The sequence below is a fragment of the Candidatus Allofournierella merdavium genome (assembly GCF_944382735.1).
GTDB classification, from domain to species: Bacteria; Bacillota; Clostridia; order Oscillospirales; family Ruminococcaceae; genus Allofournierella_A; species Allofournierella_A merdavium.
Map to the genome: position 1 here is coordinate 32,930 of NZ_CALWND010000006.1, position 14,988 is coordinate 47,917.

Here is a 14,988-nt window from a genome sequence, read left to right on the forward strand (position 1 = left end):
CCGGACAAGGGGGCGGCGGTCATACCTTTTTGATCAGGCGCGGTTTCTGCTTTTCCGGTTCGCCCTGGGAAAGGGCCCGGTCCAGCTTTTCCAGGGCGGCGGTGAACACCGCCAGTTCGTCGTCGCTCAGGCTTTCCAGCTCGCTGAAAAAGCCCTTGAAGGAGGCCTGGTTGATGGCGGCGGCGTGCCGGCGGTAGATCTCGGCCCCCATGTCGGAGGGGCGCAGGATGATGTTCTTTCGGTTGTTTTCCGCCTGGTATTTGTCCACAAGGCCCAGTTCGCACAGCAGCTTGGCGATCTTGGAAAAGGTGCTCTGGGGGATGCCCAGCTGCTCGGAGATACAGTTCATGCAGGAGTCGTCCTCCTGGTGCTCCAGAATGTATTCGAATACCTGCCATTCCTGCGCGGTCAGGGAGATGCCCTCTGTGAGGGGGGCGCGTTTGCTGAAGGTCCGCTGCACAATGTTCGTGTGGCGCACCAGCGCGGCCACCAGCGGCCGGTAGCGGCCCATCCATTCCGTACCCAACGTGTGAGACGCCTCCTTTGCGGGGAGTTTCAATTCACTAAGATACTATCACAGAGGCAAACGCCGTGTCAATGCGCGCGGCGGCAGGAACGCCCGCACGAAAAATATGCGCAGAAAAAAAGCGGGGGAGGGACGCCGCACAGCGTCCCTCCCCCTGTGGTCGGCCGTCACGGCCGTGTCACAGCGCGTCCATATCCCGGCTGGCCACCAGGTCCGCCCCGGTGCCCAGCAGGTCCGGCAGGATCACCTGGCCCCGGCGCACCGGCGCGGTCAGCCGCACCTTGGCCACCTCGGCCATGGCGTCCATCAAAAGGCCCTTGGGGATGGCCCGGCTGGTCTTCACCGGAATCCGGGGATACAGCCCGCCCGCCACGCAGACGGTGGTGGTGAGCACCCGGGTGGGGTTGCGCAGTTCATTCTGGCCGTACTCCGCGCCCTTGGGGCAGGAATTGCCGGTGACCGCCCAGCCGTTTTCCTCGTCCACCTTCAGATGGCAGCCCCTGGGGCAGACGATGCAGATCAGTTCTTTCATGGCGTTACACCTCCTGGATGCGCAGGGTCAGCGGGCCCCGGGCCTGTTTCAAAAGCTGCGGCGGCAGCCCGATCTGCTCCATCTCGCCGGGGGCCATGTGCTCCCGCTTGAAGCGGGCGATGGTCTTGCCGTCGGCGTCGGTGGCAAGGATCTGGGCGTCCTTCGTCACCCGGTTCACCCGGAAGAACACCTGGGCGGGCTTTTCCAGCGCGTCCAGCCGCAGGTGCTGGGGCACGGTGTAACTCACCCCGTCGCCGTTTTGCAGCTCCAGCGCGTCGCCAGCGGCCCGCTTGCCCTGCACATAGGCGGCGGCCGCCGCGCCCGCCCGCTCGCTCTCGGCGGAGACGTAGTCCACCAGGTCGTGCACATGCACCACATTGCCGCAGGCGAAGATGCCCGGCACGCCGGTCTCCATGTTTTCATAGACCACCGCGCCGCTGGTGCGGCGGTCCATGGTGATGCCCGCCTGCCGCGTCAGCTCGTTCTCGGGGATGAGGCCCACGCTCAGCAGCACCGTGTCGCAGTCGAACACCATCTCGGTGCCGGGCACCGGCCGGCGGTCGGGGCCCACCTGGCTCACCGTCACCTGCTCCACCCGCTGATGGCCCTTGATGTCGGTGATGGTGTGGGAGAGATAGAGGGGGATGCCGTAGTCCTCCAGGCACTGCACGATGTTGCGGGTAAGGCCCCCGGAATAGGGCATCAGTTCCACGCAGGCCAGCACCTTGGCCCCCTCCAGGGTCATGCGGCGGGCCATGATGAGGCCGATGTCGCCGGAGCCGAGAATGACCACCCGGCGGCCCACCATGTAGCCCTCCATGTTCAAAAAGCGCTGGGCCGCGCCGGCGGTGAAGATGCCGGCGCACCGCTCGCCGGGGGTGCTGATGGCGCCCCGGGTGCGCTCCCGGCAGCCCATGGCCAGCACCACGGTTTTGGTCTCCAGCACCATGTAGCCGTCGGCGCCGTTGATGGCGTGCACCTGATGGGGCGCGCCGCCTTCGCCGGGCACGATCTGCAGTACCATGGTGTCCAGCCTGGCCTCCACGCCGGTGGCCCGCAGCATGTCAATGTACCGCCCGGCGTACTCCGGGCCGGTGAGTTCCTCCTTGAAGCGCTGCAGCCCGAAACCGTTGTGGATGCACTGGTTCAGGATGCCGCCCAGTTCCCGGTCCCGCTCCAGCACGAGGATGTGCTTTACTCCCTCGTCCCAGGCTTTGCAGGCGGCCGCCAGGCCGGCGGGGCCGCCGCCCACCACGATCAGATCATACATTTCCGTTCCCTCCCGTCTTGGTCTTGCCCGTCAGGATGTAGCTGCCCGCCTGCTCCAGCAGGACGTCGGCCTGGTCCAGACCCAGTTCCCGGGCGATGATCTCCTGTACCCGCGGGCCGCAGAAGCCGCCCTGGCAGCGGCCCATGCCGGCGTTGCACCGGCGCTTGACGCCGTTGATGGACCGGGGCGGGATGGGGCTGTGCAGCGCCGCCACGATCTCCCCCTCGGTCACGGTCTCACACCGGCAGACCACCCGGCCGTAGCGGGGGTCGCGGCGGATGAGTTCGTTCTTTTCCTCGGCGGAGAGCTCCTTGAAGACGATGTGCTCCCGCTTGTCCTGGAAGGAGGGGTCGGGCTCCAGGGTCAGGCCGTCCGCCGCCAGCATTTCCGCCGCCAGTCTGGCGATGGCCGGCGCGCTGGAAAGGCCCGGGCTCTTGATGCCCGCCAGGTCGATGAACCCGGGGTGGGCCTTGCTCTCCTCGATGATGAAGTCGCTGCGGGTGGTGTTGGCCCGCAGCCCCGCAAAGTTGCGGATGTTCTGCCGCCACTCGATGCCCGGCACGCTGCGGGCGGCCTTGGCGCGCACCTCGGCCATGCCGGCGGCGGTGTTGCCCAGGTCCAGCCGGTCCTCCACGCTCTCGGCGTTGGGGCCGCAGATCAGGTTGCCGTGCACCGTGGGGGCCACCAGCACGCCCTTGCCCTCCGGCCCGGGGCACTGGAAGATCACCCGGCTCACCCGGCTGTGCTCGGATTTGTCCAGCAGGTAGTATTCGCCCCGGCTGGGCAGGGTGTGCCAGTCGGCGGGCTCCAGCATCTCGTGCACCCGGTCGGCGTCCACGCCGGCGGCGTTCAGCACAAAGCGGGCGGACACGTCGCCCTGGGGCGTGTGCAGCACAAAGCCCCCGTCCACCGCCTCGATGCCGGTGACCGGGCAGTCCCGCCGCAGTTCCACCCCGCCGCGCACGGCGGTCTCCGCCATGGCGATGGCAAAGCCCCAGGGGTCGATGACCCCGGCGCTGGGCGCCAGCAGCGCGCCGCACACCTCCTCGGAGAGGCCCGGCTCCATCGCCCGGGCCTCCTCGCCGCTGAGCAGCCGCAGGCCGGGCACGCCGTTTTTGCAACCCCGGTCATAGAGGGTGCGCAGGGTGTCCATCTGCTCGGGGGCGAAGGCCACCACCAGCGAGCCCACCCGTTTGAAGGGCACCTGCAGCTTTTCGCAGATCTCGCCGGTGAGCCGGTTGCCCTCCACATTGAGCCGGGCCATCAGGGTGCCCGGCTCGGGGTCGTAGCCGGCGTGGATGATGGCGCTGTTGGCCTTGGTGGTGCCGGCGGCGATATCCGCCGCGGCCTCCAGAACCGCCACCCGCAGCTTGTAGCGGGCCAGCTCGTAGGCCGTGGCCGCGCCCACCACGCCGCAGCCGATGATGACAACATCGTACATAGAAAAACCTCCCAAACCGAATTGTCGTCAGCCGGAGCCGCTGCCCCGCGATCGACAAAATAAAAAAGAGCAAAGCAAACACCCCCCGCCATGCGGGAAACGGGCTGCTTTACTCTCAAACACGAAGCAGTTGTTCATTTGACAGTGCCAATTATACCAAACCGGCGGCGCAAATTGCAATAGGCCGGGATCGTTTCAGCGAAACAGAGATCTTTTGTGCGCGCTGATGCGCGTTCTGCACAAAAGTTTGTCAATAAATTCTCAATGTCGTTTCGTCCTTTAATGTAATAAAGGGCGAGGGGAGAGGCCTCCCGGAGGTCACAAAAATAATCGTCCGCAGAATCAAAAAGTATTCAGATTGACAAATAAACATTTCGGATGTAACATAAAATTGCTTTGAAGGTCCGCCGGAGCGTTTGAGGAGGGGGGCAAAGGCAGCAGTGCCTTTGCGCCCTTTTTTTGCGGCGGCCAGAGAAAGGAGGGAGGACGCGCGCCCGGGCGCGGGCATACAGGCGGGCAAAGCCGCCTGAGAGCAGGAGCCAGGAAACGACAGGAGGAATCGACATGGAAACGACGACAAAGAAAAAGATCTTCGATTTGAACACGGCGCTGGGCTGCAAGCGGCTGCTGGCGGTGCTGGTGGCCGTGATGCTGGTGTGCAGCCTGTTTGCCCAGCTGCTCACCACCGACGGAGGGCGCATCAAGGTGGAGAACATCTCCATCGACGCCCGGGGCGCGGTGCTGGAGGGCGAGCTGTTCTATCCCGTGGGCACCACCGACGAGGACAAGTATCCCGCCGTGGTGATCGTGCCGGGCGCGGGCGTCATCTACGCCCAGATGCGCAGCTTTGCCCAGGAACTTGCAAAGCGCAATTATGTGGTGTTCAACATCAACGCCTACGGCTCGGGCGCCAGCGAGACGCCCGTCTACAACGAGAACGACCAGGGCATCCTGGAATACAATATCTTCGGCACCCCCATGGGCTGTCTGGACGCGGTGGACTTTGTGCGCACCCTGCAGTTCGTGGATCAGGAGAACATCGGTGTGATGGGCCACTCCCAGGGCTCGCGCCGTTCGGGCTACGCGGCGCTGATGGACTGCGGCTACTACACCCTGAACGACATCCTGCTCACCGTGCTCAACGAGAAGCTGGGCGTGGAGATCAGCGCGGCGGACATTGAGAAAAACGCCGACGACATCGCCGCCGAGCGGCTGGACGAAAGCGGCCTGAACGCCTACAACATCCTCAAGGAGCAGGAGACCCAAAACTATAACACCATGATCCGCAGCGCCTGCCTGGTGGGCTCCACCGCGGAGTACGTCAACCCCACCGCGGTGGTAACGGTGGCCGGCCATGAGGTCACCCGCAGCTGCCAGGTGAATCTGTGCATCATCAACGGCACCTTCGATTACGGCTATGTGGGCTTCAATACCTCGGAAGACCTGAAGAACGCCTGGTACATCGCCCCGGAGGACGAGGTGGTGCAGGGCGCCTATTACAGCCTGAACGACGCCGCCGGCGCCAACGAGATCATCGGCACCTACCGGCAGGATACCGCCGCCGACAATCAGGCCCTGGCGGACGCCATCCGGAACCGCACCCTGCGCACGGTGCTGCTCACCAACGAGACCCACTCCAAGGAGTTCTTCTCCAACCAGACCACGGCGATGGTCATCGACTACTTCAACCAGACCCTCTCCGCCGACCCCGCCCGCGCGGTCACCGACCCCGGCGAGATGACCTTCATGTGGCGTGAGGCCTTCAACTTTGTGGCGCTGCTGGCCATGGTGGCCATGCTGGTGCCCATCGTCCGCCTGCTGGCCATGACCCGCAAATACCAGCCCTGTGTCAGCGGCCGGGCCACCATCCCCGCCGCCCGCAATCAGAAACTGGGCAACATCCTGGTGGTGGTGGGCACCATCCTGCTCAACGGCGCGGCCATCTACTTCGGCAACGCCCAGAAGGCGCCCTTCACCTTCACCGCCAGCGGCTTCTTCCCCCTGATGATCACCTGCTGGGCGCCCATCTACTTCCTGGAGTGGCTGGCCATCTTCGGGGCGGTCATCGCGCTGGCCTACACCCTGGTCACCTCCAGCTTCGCCAGCCTCAAGGCCTTTGTGAAGGAGATGTTCACCTGCGGGCCCAAGATCATTCTGAAGGACCTGGGCATCGCCGCGGTGTTTGTGGCGGCGGCGTATCTGATGATGTCCCTCACCCGGTACCTGTTCTATCAGGATTTCCGGCTGTGGATGGTCATGTTCTCGCCCCTCACCGCCGACCAGTGGCTGATCGTGGCCCGGTATGCCCTGCTCATCCTGCCCTTCATGTTCGTCACCAACCTGGCCACCAACTACCTGTCGGACATGACCATCGGCAAAAAGGGCCCCACGCTGGACGTGGTCATCACGGTGGCGCTGGCGGTGGCGGGCGTCTGGGCGCTGTGCGGCATCACCCACATCGTAGACTACAGCGGCATGATGCCCGGCAAGTCGGTCACCTCCTTCCTGCTGACCTACGGCGCGGTGCTCTTTTTGCCCATCCTCACCTTTGTCAGCCGCAAGGCCTACCAGCTGACCAAAACGGTTTGGGTCGGCACCTTCGTGAACACCATTCTCATGGCCTGGATGCTGGTGTGCATGTCCGGCACCAACGGCTCCTATGTGCCCCAGACCTGGATCACCAACTTCCTGGGCTGACGGGTACGCCTTGTACATTTTGAATAGAAAAACGCTTTTCGGATGGTGGTATATAACAAAAACCACAGGGCCCGCTTTACAATGGTAAAAATATCTGCGATAATATATATCGTCCAAACGAGAGCGGAGCGGGGCGAACGGTGGTTCGCCCCGCTTTTTCAAATGGTTTATTTTTTGTCAAACCCGGCCGCGCAGGCCGTCAAGGGAGTGTTGGGGTTGGAGAATGCACAGGCCAAAAAACAGCGCATGGTGGACTGCCCGGTGATCGCGGCGGTGAAGGACGAGGCGGGCCTTGCCGCCGCGCTGAAAAGCGAGTGCGAGGTGGTCTTTCTTTTGTTCGGCACGGTGGTGAACATCCCCGACCTGGTGGAGCGGGTGCGGGCCGCCGGCAAGCTGGCCATTGTGCACATCGACCTGTTGGACGGGCTGAGCCAGCGGGAGGTGGCGGTGGACGGCCTGGCGCGGATGTGCGCGCCGGACGGCATCATCTCCACCCGGCCCGCCCTGGTGCGCCGGGCGCGGCATCTGGGCCTGCTCACGGTGCAGCGGGCCTTTATCCTGGACTCGCTGGCCCTGTCCAACCTGCCTGCCCAGCTGGCGGTGGGCAAGCCGGACTTCATTGAAATATTGCCGGGCATCATGCCCCGGGTGATCACCGAGATCACCCAGGCCACCGCCACGCCGGTGATCGCCGGCGGGCTGATCAAATACAAGGACGAGGTCATGGCCGCCATGCGGGCGGGGGCGGCGGCGGTGTCCACCACCTGCCCGGCGGTCTGGGAGATGTAAAATGGCCCGGCGGGCGCAATGCCCGAAGCGGGAGAAACATATACAGAAGGAGGCGCCACGCCGTGAAGAAGTATGTGATCGCCCTGGATCAGGGCACCACCAGCAGCCGCTGCATCCTGTTCGACGAGCATCAGAACATCGTGCAGCTGGCCCAGAAGGAGTTCACCCAGCACTATCCCCATCCCGGCTGGGTGGAACACGACCCCATGGAGATCTACTCCAGCCAGTACGGTGTGCTGATGGAGGTGCTGGCCCAGAGCGGGGTGGACGTGCGGGAGATCGCCGGCATCGGCATCACCAACCAGCGGGAGACGGCGATCGTGTGGGACAAGGAGACTGGCCGCCCGGTGTACAACGCGATCGTGTGGCAGTGCCGGCGCACCGCCGCGCTGTGCGAAAAGTTGAAGGAGGACGCGGAGTTCACCGCCTATGTGAAGGAGCGCACCGGCCTGTTGGTGGACGCCTACTTCTCCGCCACCAAAATCCAATGGATCTTGGAGAACGTGCCCGGCGCCCGGGAGAAGGCCGAGGCGGGCAAACTGCTCTTTGGCACGGTGGACACCTGGCTCATCTGGAAACTCACCGGCGGCAAGGTGCATGTGACCGACTACACCAACGCCAGCCGCACCATGCTTTACAACATCCGGGACCTGTGCTGGGACGAGGCCATCTGCGCCCGCCTGGGCATCCCCATGGCCATGCTGCCCCAGGTGAAGGGCTGCAGCGAAATTTACGGCTGCATGAACATTCAGGGGGTGGAGGTGCCCATCGCGGGCATCGCCGGCGACCAGCAGGCGGCCCTCTTCGGCCAGACCTGCTTTGAGCCGGGCGAGGCGAAAAACACCTACGGCACCGGCTGCTTTTTGCTGATGAACACCGGCGACCGGATGTACCAGAGCAAAAACGGCCTGCTCACCACCATCGCCGTGGGCATCGGCGGCAAGGTGCAGTACGCCCTGGAGGGCAGCGTGTTCGTGGGCGGCGCGGTGGTGCAGTGGCTGCGGGATGAGCTGCACCTGATCACCGAGGCGTCGGACACCGAGTACTTCGCCACCAAGGTGAAGGACTCGGCCGGCGTCTATGTGGTGCCCGCCTTCACCGGCCTGGGCGCGCCCCACTGGGACATGTACGCCCGGGGCGCCATCCTGGGCCTGACCCGGGGCGCGGGGCGCAACCACATCATCCGGGCGGCGCTGGAGTCCATCGCCTACCAGACCGCCGACGTGCTCTGGGCCATGGAGGAGGACACCGGCATCCAGCTGCGGGAGCTGCGGGTGGACGGCGGCGCCTCCGCCAACAACTACCTGATGCAGTTCCAGGCGGATATCGTCTGCCGCACCATCCGCCGGCCCATGATCCGGGAGACCACCGCCCTGGGGGCGGCCTATCTGGCCGGTCTGGCCACGGGGGTGTGGTCCAGCCTGGACGACATCCGCAGCCAGTGGACGCTGGATAAACTCTACGAGCCGGCCATGGAGGAGGAAAAGCGGGCCAGGCTGGTGGCCGGCTGGCACAAGGCCGTGGCCCGCGCGAAGGATTGGGTGGAGGACTGAGCCCCCGTCATATTGGTGTTTTGCCGCCCCCGGCGGCCCGCACAGGGCCGCCGGGGGCGGCTTTTGCATACCGGGCGAGGATTTGGGAACACTGACACCAAACCGCGCGCCGCGCGAAAAAAGGAGAGAAAAGGAATATGGCTATGACCAAAAAGGAGCAGAGCCTGTTGAAGGACCTGCAGAACGAGGAAAAACTGTGCGCCGAGAAGTACCAGAAGGCCGCGGAGGCGGCCTGCGACCCGGCCCTCAAGACCATGCTGGGGCAGATCGCCCAGGCGGAACAGAACCACTACGACACGGTGACGCAGATGCTGGCGGGCAAGGTGCCCGAACCCCAGACCACCCAGCCCAAAGCGGCAAAACAGCAGCCGGCGCCCGGCCAGTCCGCGGCGAACCGGGCGGGGAAAAAGAAGGACGCCTATCTGGTGGCGGACCTGCTGGCCACCGAGAAGTATGTCTCCGCGGCCTACAACACCTCCGTGTTTGAATTCTGCGACGAGAAGAGCCGCCAGGTGCTCAGCGGCATCCAGCAGCAGGAGCAGCACCACGGCAAACAGCTGTTTGACTATATGCAGGTCAACGGCATGTATCGCTGACAAAAAAAGACGGGTCCCGCCAGGCACAGCGGGGCCCGTTCCCCTTTGTATGGCAGCTTTCACCGGGGCCTATGCAAACAGGGGAACATCTGCTATACTTATATAAAATAAGGAGATGCGCCCGGCTTTGCGGAAGGCCGGCGCAGGGAGGAGCGAACATGGAACCGATCGCGAGCATGGCCCCGGCGGCCACGCCGGCCCCGCCGGCCCCGCTGAGCGGCGCGGAGGCGATGTTTTTCGAGAACTTCTATAACGGGCTGCACGAGGGTCTGGTGACCCTGGTGAATCTGTCGGTGGTGCTGCTGGAATTCATCGGTGTGGGCGTCATTGTGGTGGCGGCGCTGCAGGGCATCTACAACTATGTGCGCCGCGACCCCCTGACCCGCCTGAAGCTGGCCAAGGGCATGGCCATGGGCCTGGAGTTCAAGCTGGGCAGCGAGATCCTGCGCACCGTGGTGGTGCGCCAGTTCAGTGAGATCGCCATCGTGGGCGCCATCATCGTGCTGCGGGCGGCGCTGACCTTCCTCATCCACTGGGAGATCAAGACCGAAGAGGCCCAGATGGAGCAGGAACTGGAGCAAAAGCAGGCCCTCATCCAGGGCGGCGAGGAGACCGCGGACCGGCAGCAGGAATGAACCCGGCGCGAAAAATCAAAAAAATTCGTCCCTCCGCATTGACGCGGGGGGATGAATCGGTTATAATAGCAAAAGCGCCCTGCCGGGCGGCCGTGTCACACGGCGTCTCCCGGCGGTTCGTAACGGGATGCGGCGCGGTTCTCAAAACGACAGGACGCGGCCGGCCTCCAGCCAACGGGATGTAGCGCAGTTCGGTGGGCGAAGCCGAGCGCCGCCGGTGGCGGATGCAGCGAGGCGGAGCCCTTGATGCGCAACCGAGCGGGCCAGCCGCCCTTTGGTGCGGCGCCGCACGCGACGATTGCGCGAAGGGAGCTGCGGTCCTCTTTATCTGTGCTTTTGGGTCCGATCGGCCTGAAAGTGAGATCAATGACGGGATGTAGCGCAGTTCGGTAGCGCGCCTGCTTTGGGAGCAGGATGCCGCAGGTTCAAATCCTGTCATCCCGACCATAGGCGGCTTTAGCTCATCTGGTAGAGCGCCACCTTGCCAAGGTGGAGGTAGCGAGTTCGAGCCTCGTAAGCCGCTCCATACGCCTCTGTAGCTCAGTTGGTAGAGCAGGGGACTGAAAATCCCCGTGTCATTGGTTCGATTCCGATCGGAGGCACCACGTCGGAATGGACTTCGCTCCATTCAAAAAGCCCAGCCGTTTGGCTGGGCTTTTCTCATACCGCTCCGTCATTCCTCCTTCTCCCCATGAAATTTTGCTTGCGCAAATTTTCATGGGGGCCCCGGCCGCCCGGGGGGCGGCTGTCTGGACTCCGCACCATTCAGAACACCCGGCCAAAAGGCCGGGCTTTTCTCATACCGCTCCGTCATTCCTCCTTCTCCCCATGAAATTTTGCTTGCGCAAATTTTCATGGGGGCCCCGGCCGCCCGGGGGGCGGCTGTCTGGACTCCGCACCATTCAGAACACCCGGTCAAAAGGCCGGGCCTTTCTCATACCGCTCCGTCATTCCTCCTTCTCCCCGCGAAACTTTGCTGACGCAAATTTCCGCGGGGGCCCCGGCCGCCCAGGGGGGCGGCATCGCGCTTGCGGCGGCGAAGGGCCGCGGCGCAAGGTTTCGGGCGAGCAAAACCCTGCGGGGCAAAATCGTTCCTTCGGCGGCTGAAATCGGCACACAGGGCCGAAGATGTCGTTCCCTTTTGGCCTGTTCTCCTGTATGATCGTATCAGCAGCTGCGAAAGAACGATCATAAAAGGAGAATTTCACCATGAACACGGATAAAATTTTCGCGGAAGCCATTGCCAACGAATACGCCCCCAAAGGCACCTCCAAAGTGGTGGCCCTGCGCAAGCTGGACCGCCGGGCAAAGGGCCCGGCCAACATCTTCGCCTACAGTTTCGGCGTGCTGATGACCCTGGTGCTGGGGCTGGGGATGTGCCTTTCCATGCAGGTGATCGGCGGCGGTGTGCTGCTCACGGGGGTGGGCATTCTGCTGGGGCTGCTGGGCATCGTGGGGGTGGGCCTCAACTACCCCATCTACAAAAAGCTGCTGCGGGCCGGCAAGGAGAAGTATGCCTTCGAGATCATGCAGCTGGCGCGGCAGATCAGCGATTCGGCGGAATGAGCAAGGGGAGGGCGGCAGATGAACAAGTCCGAGAGCAAATATTTCAACACCGCCCTGCGGATGGACGAGGCCCTCATCGCACTGCTGGAAGAAAAGGATCTGGAATACATCACGGTGAAGGAGATCTGCCGCCGGGCAGGCGTGAACCGGTCCACTTTTTATCTGCACTATGAGACCGTTGCCGATTTGGTGAGCGAGGCGCTGGAGACCATCGACCGGCGGTTTCTGTCCTATTTCCCCCGGGGGCAGCAGGAGGTGCTGGAAAACCTGGGCAGCCGCCGGCGGGAAGAACTGGTGCTGGTCACCCGGGAGTACCTTGTGCCCTATCTTCACTTTATCCGGGATAGCAAAAAAGTCTACCGGGCGGCCTTCCGCAACCCGGGCAGCGTGGGGGCGGACGCCCGCTACGGGGAACTGAAACGGCATATCCTCGGCCCCATTCTGGAGTGGTTCCAGATCCCGGCGGCCCACCGCCCCTATTATATGGCCTACTATGTGGAGGGCATCGCCGCCATCGTAAAGGAGTGGCTGGGCCGGGACTGCGCGGACGATGTGGAGATGATCGCCGGCATCATCGAGTCCTGTGTGCGCCCCCGGGAGGGCGGCCATGAAGTGTAACGGCCCGGCCGCGGGCGCCCTCCGGGCGTGGCGGGAGGACTATGTGCGCCGCACCCTGCTGGGCGCGGAGGCCTCCGCCGGCTGCACGGCGCTCTTTGCGGCGTACAACGGGTATCTGGGGCTTTTCCACCGGTCGGCCTGGCACGGGAGCATCGGGGTGTTCTACCTCCTGCTCACCGCCGTCCGGGGCATCGCCCTTCTGGCGGAAAAAAGGAACCGGACGCTCCCGCCGGAGCAGCAGGACCGCTGCCGCAGCAGCGCGTTCCTCCTCAGCGCCGGGCTGCTGCTGGCGCTGGACCTGGCGCTGATCCTGCCCATTTCCATGATGGTGGTGCTGGACAAACCCGTGTCCATGGGGCGCATCCCGGCCATTGCCATGGCCGCCTACACCACCTGGAAGATCACCATGGCTTCCCTGCACCTGGGCCGGCAGCGGCGCCGGCCCTGCGGCAATACACTGGCGGGGGAACTGCGGACGGTCAACTTCATCGACGCGCTGGTGGCGGTGCTGACGCTGCAGAATACCCTCATCATGGTGATGGGCACCGGGGAGGAGAACGGGATGCTTTCGCTCTCGGCCGTCTCCAGCGGGATTATCTACGCAGCGATCGTGGCCATCACGCTGCGGATGCTGAAAAAGGGGCTGCAACAGAGAAAAACATGACTGAAAAGAAGAAACGCCCACCGGCGGAACGGGGAAAAGACCGTGTCGCCGGTGGGCGTTTTCTTTCGTGCCACAGGGCTTATCCCTTCGCCGGCAGCCGCAGTTCACAGCGGAAGGGCGGCCCGGCGAAAAATTCCGCCCGGCCGCCGTGGGCGGCGGCGATCTGGGCCACCAGCTGCAGGCCGGTGCCGTGGGCGGCGCTCCCGTCCGGTTCCGCCGGCCGGGCGGGGGCAGGCTTTTCGGCCTCCATGATCCCGCCGTCCACCCAGAGCAGCAGCCGGCCCTTTTCGGCCCGCGCCCCCAGGCGGATGGCGCAGCCGGGGGCATTGTGCCGCACGCAGTTGGTGAGCAGATTGTTCACCGCCCGCCGCAGCAGGAAAGGATCCGCCTCGATCGCCGGCAGCGGCTCGTCCGGCAGGTCTACCTCCAGATCGAACCCCTCCGCCATGCCTCCGTTGAGAAAATCCGCCGCCGTCTGCCGCACAAAGGCCTCCGGCCGCAGTGCCGTGCGGCGCAGCGGCTGCATGGCGCAGTCCAGCCGCATGGTCAGGTTCAGGTCGTTCACCAGATCCCGGATGACCTGGCTCTGGGCCCGGACGGCGGCCGCCTGCCGCCGGCGGGCGGGGGGCAGGTCCGACGCCTCCTCCAGCTGGGCGGCGTAGCCCATCACCACCGAGAGGGGGGTGCGGATGTCGTGGGACACGCCGTTGATCCAGCCCGAGCGGGCGGTGTCCCGAACCTTCTGAGCCTGCCAAAACCAGTGGCGCACCGCCAGGCAGGCCAGCCCCAGCACGCCGCCCAGCGCCAGCCCAAAACAGCCCAGGAACCAGACGGGGGCCCGCAGCAGGGCCCGGGTGTCCAGGACGATGTCGTGTTTCCACACGCTGCCTTTTGGCGCGCCCTCCACCAGCAGCCCGTCCTCCCGCACCCAGCAGCGCACCGGGTAGTCCTCCAGATACCACCGGGTGAAGGAGGCCACGTCGGTGAGGGCAAACTGCTCCGGCACATCCTGCGGTTTGCGGAGCGACCAGACCACCCGCCCCTCCTCGTCCAGCAGCATCGCCCAGTGGCCTTCTTCCAGCAGCGGTTCCCCGGCGAAGGAATAGGCCGTCCCCTCCCGGGTCAGGGCGGCGGAGAGCTGCTCCATGGTGGTGCCCCAGCCCCGGCCGTCCGCCATGTTCCACCAGACAAAAGCAAGGAGCCCCAGCAGCGACACCGCCGCGATCAGCAGCGCCGAGCCCGCCACCAGCAGTGTGCCCTTCCACAAACTGCGCAGTTTCATGGCCGCTCCTCCCGGCGGAGCCGGTAGCCCAGCCCCCGCACCGTCAGCAGGAAGCGGGGGTGGGAGGGGTCGGCCTCCACCTTTTCCCGCAGCCGGCGGATGTGCACCATCAGGGTGTTCTCATAGCCCACCAGCGGCCCGTCCCACAAGGCGGAACACAGCGCGTCGATGGTGACGATGTTGCCCCGGGCCTCCCACAGGGCCTTCAGCAGGGCGAACTCCTTGGCGGTGAGGGGGGTCTCGGACCCCGCCCGGCGCACCACCCCCTTGCCCCAGTCGATCTCCGCGTCCCCCAGCCGCGCCGGGGCGGGCTGCTCCCGGTAGACCCGCCGCAGCACCGCCCGCAGGCGCAGCAGCAGCTCCTGGGGCAGAAAGGGCTTGGTGATGTAGTCGTCCGCCCCGAGGCCCAGCCCCCGCAGCCGGGCCTCGTCCTCGTCCCGGGCGGAGACGAACAGCACCGGCACGTCCCGCCCCTGCCGCAGCCGGCCGAAGAGGGAAAAGCCGTCCCCGTCCGGCAGCATCACGTCCAGTAGCACCGCGTCCGGGGCCGAAGCGCGGAATTTTTCCAGCGCCTCGGCGCAGCACAGCGCCCCCTCGGTCTCGTACCCCGCCTGGGTCAGTATCTCCTTCACCATGGCCTGCAGGGCCGGTTCGTCGTCCACGATGAGTATTCGAAGGGCCATCCCGCGCCGCCTCCTTCTCTTTTGACTTCCTTTATTATAGGAAAAAGCCGCCCCGCCGTCCACAGCGCCCGCCCCGATTTAAGGCAAATGTAAGGCTGGCTTCATGGGCCTGTAAGGCACGGGCGGTAGGATGAAA

At 64.8% G+C, this 14,988-nt stretch carries 14 protein-coding genes and 3 tRNA genes; 11 read left to right on the forward strand and 6 right to left on the reverse strand.

All coding sequences use genetic code 11. From position 1 onward, the window contains the following. Positions 1-19 precede the first annotated feature (19 nt). The 4 genes from ACH2A7_RS05945 to ACH2A7_RS05960 all read right to left on the reverse strand — a co-directional run bounded on the left by ACH2A7_RS05945 (position 20) and on the right by ACH2A7_RS05960 (position 3,769). On the reverse strand, positions 20-526 hold the full coding sequence (locus ACH2A7_RS05945) for a MarR family winged helix-turn-helix transcriptional regulator (RefSeq protein ID WP_394960763.1): 507 nt from the start codon (positions 524-526) through the stop codon (positions 20-22). A gap of 178 nt (positions 527-704) precedes the next feature. After that, positions 705-1,058 (reverse strand): DUF1667 domain-containing protein, encoded by a 354-nt coding sequence (locus ACH2A7_RS05950; RefSeq protein ID WP_394960764.1) that lies wholly within the window; start codon positions 1,056-1,058, stop codon positions 705-707. 4 nt (positions 1,059-1,062) lie between these two features. Continuing rightward, a complete protein-coding gene (locus ACH2A7_RS05955; RefSeq protein ID WP_394960765.1) occupies positions 1,063-2,328 on the reverse strand; it encodes an NAD(P)/FAD-dependent oxidoreductase in 1,266 nt (421 codons plus the stop codon). Then, entirely contained in the window at positions 2,321-3,769 is a 1,449-nt protein-coding gene (locus ACH2A7_RS05960; RefSeq protein ID WP_394960766.1) for an NAD(P)/FAD-dependent oxidoreductase, read from the reverse strand. Before ACH2A7_RS05960 ends, ACH2A7_RS05955 begins: the two co-directional genes overlap by 8 nt. A 564-nt stretch (positions 3,770-4,333) precedes the next feature. On the opposite strand from ACH2A7_RS05960, the gene ACH2A7_RS05965 reads away from it, so the two are divergent. From ACH2A7_RS05965 to ACH2A7_RS06015, 11 genes are all read left to right on the forward strand, one after another. Further along, positions 4,334-6,466 (forward strand): alpha/beta hydrolase, encoded by a 2,133-nt coding sequence (locus tag ACH2A7_RS05965; RefSeq protein WP_394960767.1) that lies wholly within the window; start codon positions 4,334-4,336, stop codon positions 6,464-6,466. Between the two features lie 216 nt (positions 6,467-6,682). Then, on the forward strand, positions 6,683-7,255 hold the full coding sequence (locus tag ACH2A7_RS05970) for a glycerol-3-phosphate responsive antiterminator (protein WP_394960768.1): 573 nt from the start codon (positions 6,683-6,685) through the stop codon (positions 7,253-7,255). 62 nt (positions 7,256-7,317) lie between these two features. Then, on the forward strand, positions 7,318-8,808 hold the full coding sequence (gene glpK / locus ACH2A7_RS05975) for a glycerol kinase GlpK (RefSeq protein ID WP_394960769.1): 1,491 nt from the start codon (positions 7,318-7,320) through the stop codon (positions 8,806-8,808). A gap of 137 nt (positions 8,809-8,945) precedes the next feature. Continuing rightward, positions 8,946-9,404 (forward strand): spore coat protein, encoded by a 459-nt coding sequence (locus ACH2A7_RS05980; protein ID WP_394960770.1) that lies wholly within the window; start codon positions 8,946-8,948, stop codon positions 9,402-9,404. A 158-nt stretch (positions 9,405-9,562) separates the two neighbouring features. Further along, entirely contained in the window at positions 9,563-10,039 is a 477-nt protein-coding gene (locus ACH2A7_RS05985; protein ID WP_394960771.1) for a DUF1622 domain-containing protein, read from the forward strand. A 370-nt stretch (positions 10,040-10,409) separates the two neighbouring features. Continuing rightward, positions 10,410-10,486, forward strand: a tRNA-Pro gene (locus ACH2A7_RS05990). Positions 10,487-10,489: 3 nt separating this feature from the next. Further along, a tRNA-Gly gene (locus ACH2A7_RS05995) sits at positions 10,490-10,565 on the forward strand. Positions 10,566-10,568: 3 nt separating this feature from the next. Beyond that, positions 10,569-10,644: transfer RNA gene (locus tag ACH2A7_RS06000), tRNA-Phe, on the forward strand. A gap of 604 nt (positions 10,645-11,248) precedes the next feature. Then, positions 11,249-11,605, forward strand: a complete 357-nt coding sequence (locus ACH2A7_RS06005) for a dihydropteridine reductase (protein ID WP_394960772.1) — start codon at positions 11,249-11,251, stop codon at positions 11,603-11,605. Between the two features lie 18 nt (positions 11,606-11,623). Further along, positions 11,624-12,223 carry a TetR/AcrR family transcriptional regulator gene (locus ACH2A7_RS06010; protein WP_394960773.1) on the forward strand — a complete coding sequence of 200 codons (600 nt, stop codon included), beginning with the start codon at positions 11,624-11,626 and terminating at the stop codon, positions 12,221-12,223. Then, complete coding sequence (locus tag ACH2A7_RS06015; RefSeq protein ID WP_394960774.1) at positions 12,213-12,887, forward strand: hypothetical protein; 675 nt, start codon at positions 12,213-12,215, stop codon at positions 12,885-12,887. Before ACH2A7_RS06010 ends, ACH2A7_RS06015 begins: the two co-directional genes overlap by 11 nt. A gap of 79 nt (positions 12,888-12,966) precedes the next feature. Here the strand turns inward: ACH2A7_RS06015 and ACH2A7_RS06020 are convergent, their stop codons facing one another. Further along, on the reverse strand, positions 12,967-14,169 hold the full coding sequence (locus tag ACH2A7_RS06020) for a sensor histidine kinase (protein WP_394960775.1): 1,203 nt from the start codon (positions 14,167-14,169) through the stop codon (positions 12,967-12,969). Beyond that, positions 14,166-14,852 carry a response regulator transcription factor gene (locus ACH2A7_RS06025; protein WP_394960776.1) on the reverse strand — a complete coding sequence of 229 codons (687 nt, stop codon included), beginning with the start codon at positions 14,850-14,852 and terminating at the stop codon, positions 14,166-14,168. The genes ACH2A7_RS06020 and ACH2A7_RS06025 overlap by 4 nt, the downstream gene beginning before the upstream one ends. Between the last annotated feature and the right edge of the window lie 136 nt (positions 14,853-14,988).

Bases quoted from the DNA above. Each gene is read 5' to 3' on its own strand.
- ACH2A7_RS06015 (WP_394960774.1), top strand. From the start codon at position 12,213: ATGAAGTGTAACGGCCCGGCCGCGGGCGCCCTCCGGGCGTGGCGGGAG.
- ACH2A7_RS06010 (WP_394960773.1), top strand. From the start codon at position 11,624: ATGAACAAGTCCGAGAGCAAATATTTCAACACCGCCCTGCGGATGGAC.
- ACH2A7_RS05950 (WP_394960764.1), bottom strand. From the start codon at position 1,058: ATGAAAGAACTGATCTGCATCGTCTGCCCCAGGGGCTGCCATCTGAAG.
- ACH2A7_RS06020 (WP_394960775.1), bottom strand. From the start codon at position 14,169: ATGAAACTGCGCAGTTTGTGGAAGGGCACACTGCTGGTGGCGGGCTCG.
- ACH2A7_RS06025 (WP_394960776.1), bottom strand. From the start codon at position 14,852: ATGGCCCTTCGAATACTCATCGTGGACGACGAACCGGCCCTGCAGGCC.
- ACH2A7_RS05955 (WP_394960765.1), bottom strand. From the start codon at position 2,328: ATGTATGATCTGATCGTGGTGGGCGGCGGCCCCGCCGGCCTGGCGGCC.
- ACH2A7_RS05965 (WP_394960767.1), top strand. From the start codon at position 4,334: ATGGAAACGACGACAAAGAAAAAGATCTTCGATTTGAACACGGCGCTG.
- ACH2A7_RS05980 (WP_394960770.1), top strand. From the start codon at position 8,946: ATGGCTATGACCAAAAAGGAGCAGAGCCTGTTGAAGGACCTGCAGAAC.
- ACH2A7_RS05960 (WP_394960766.1), bottom strand. From the start codon at position 3,769: ATGTACGATGTTGTCATCATCGGCTGCGGCGTGGTGGGCGCGGCCACG.
- ACH2A7_RS05985 (WP_394960771.1), top strand. From the start codon at position 9,563: ATGGAACCGATCGCGAGCATGGCCCCGGCGGCCACGCCGGCCCCGCCG.
- ACH2A7_RS06005 (WP_394960772.1), top strand. From the start codon at position 11,249: ATGAACACGGATAAAATTTTCGCGGAAGCCATTGCCAACGAATACGCC.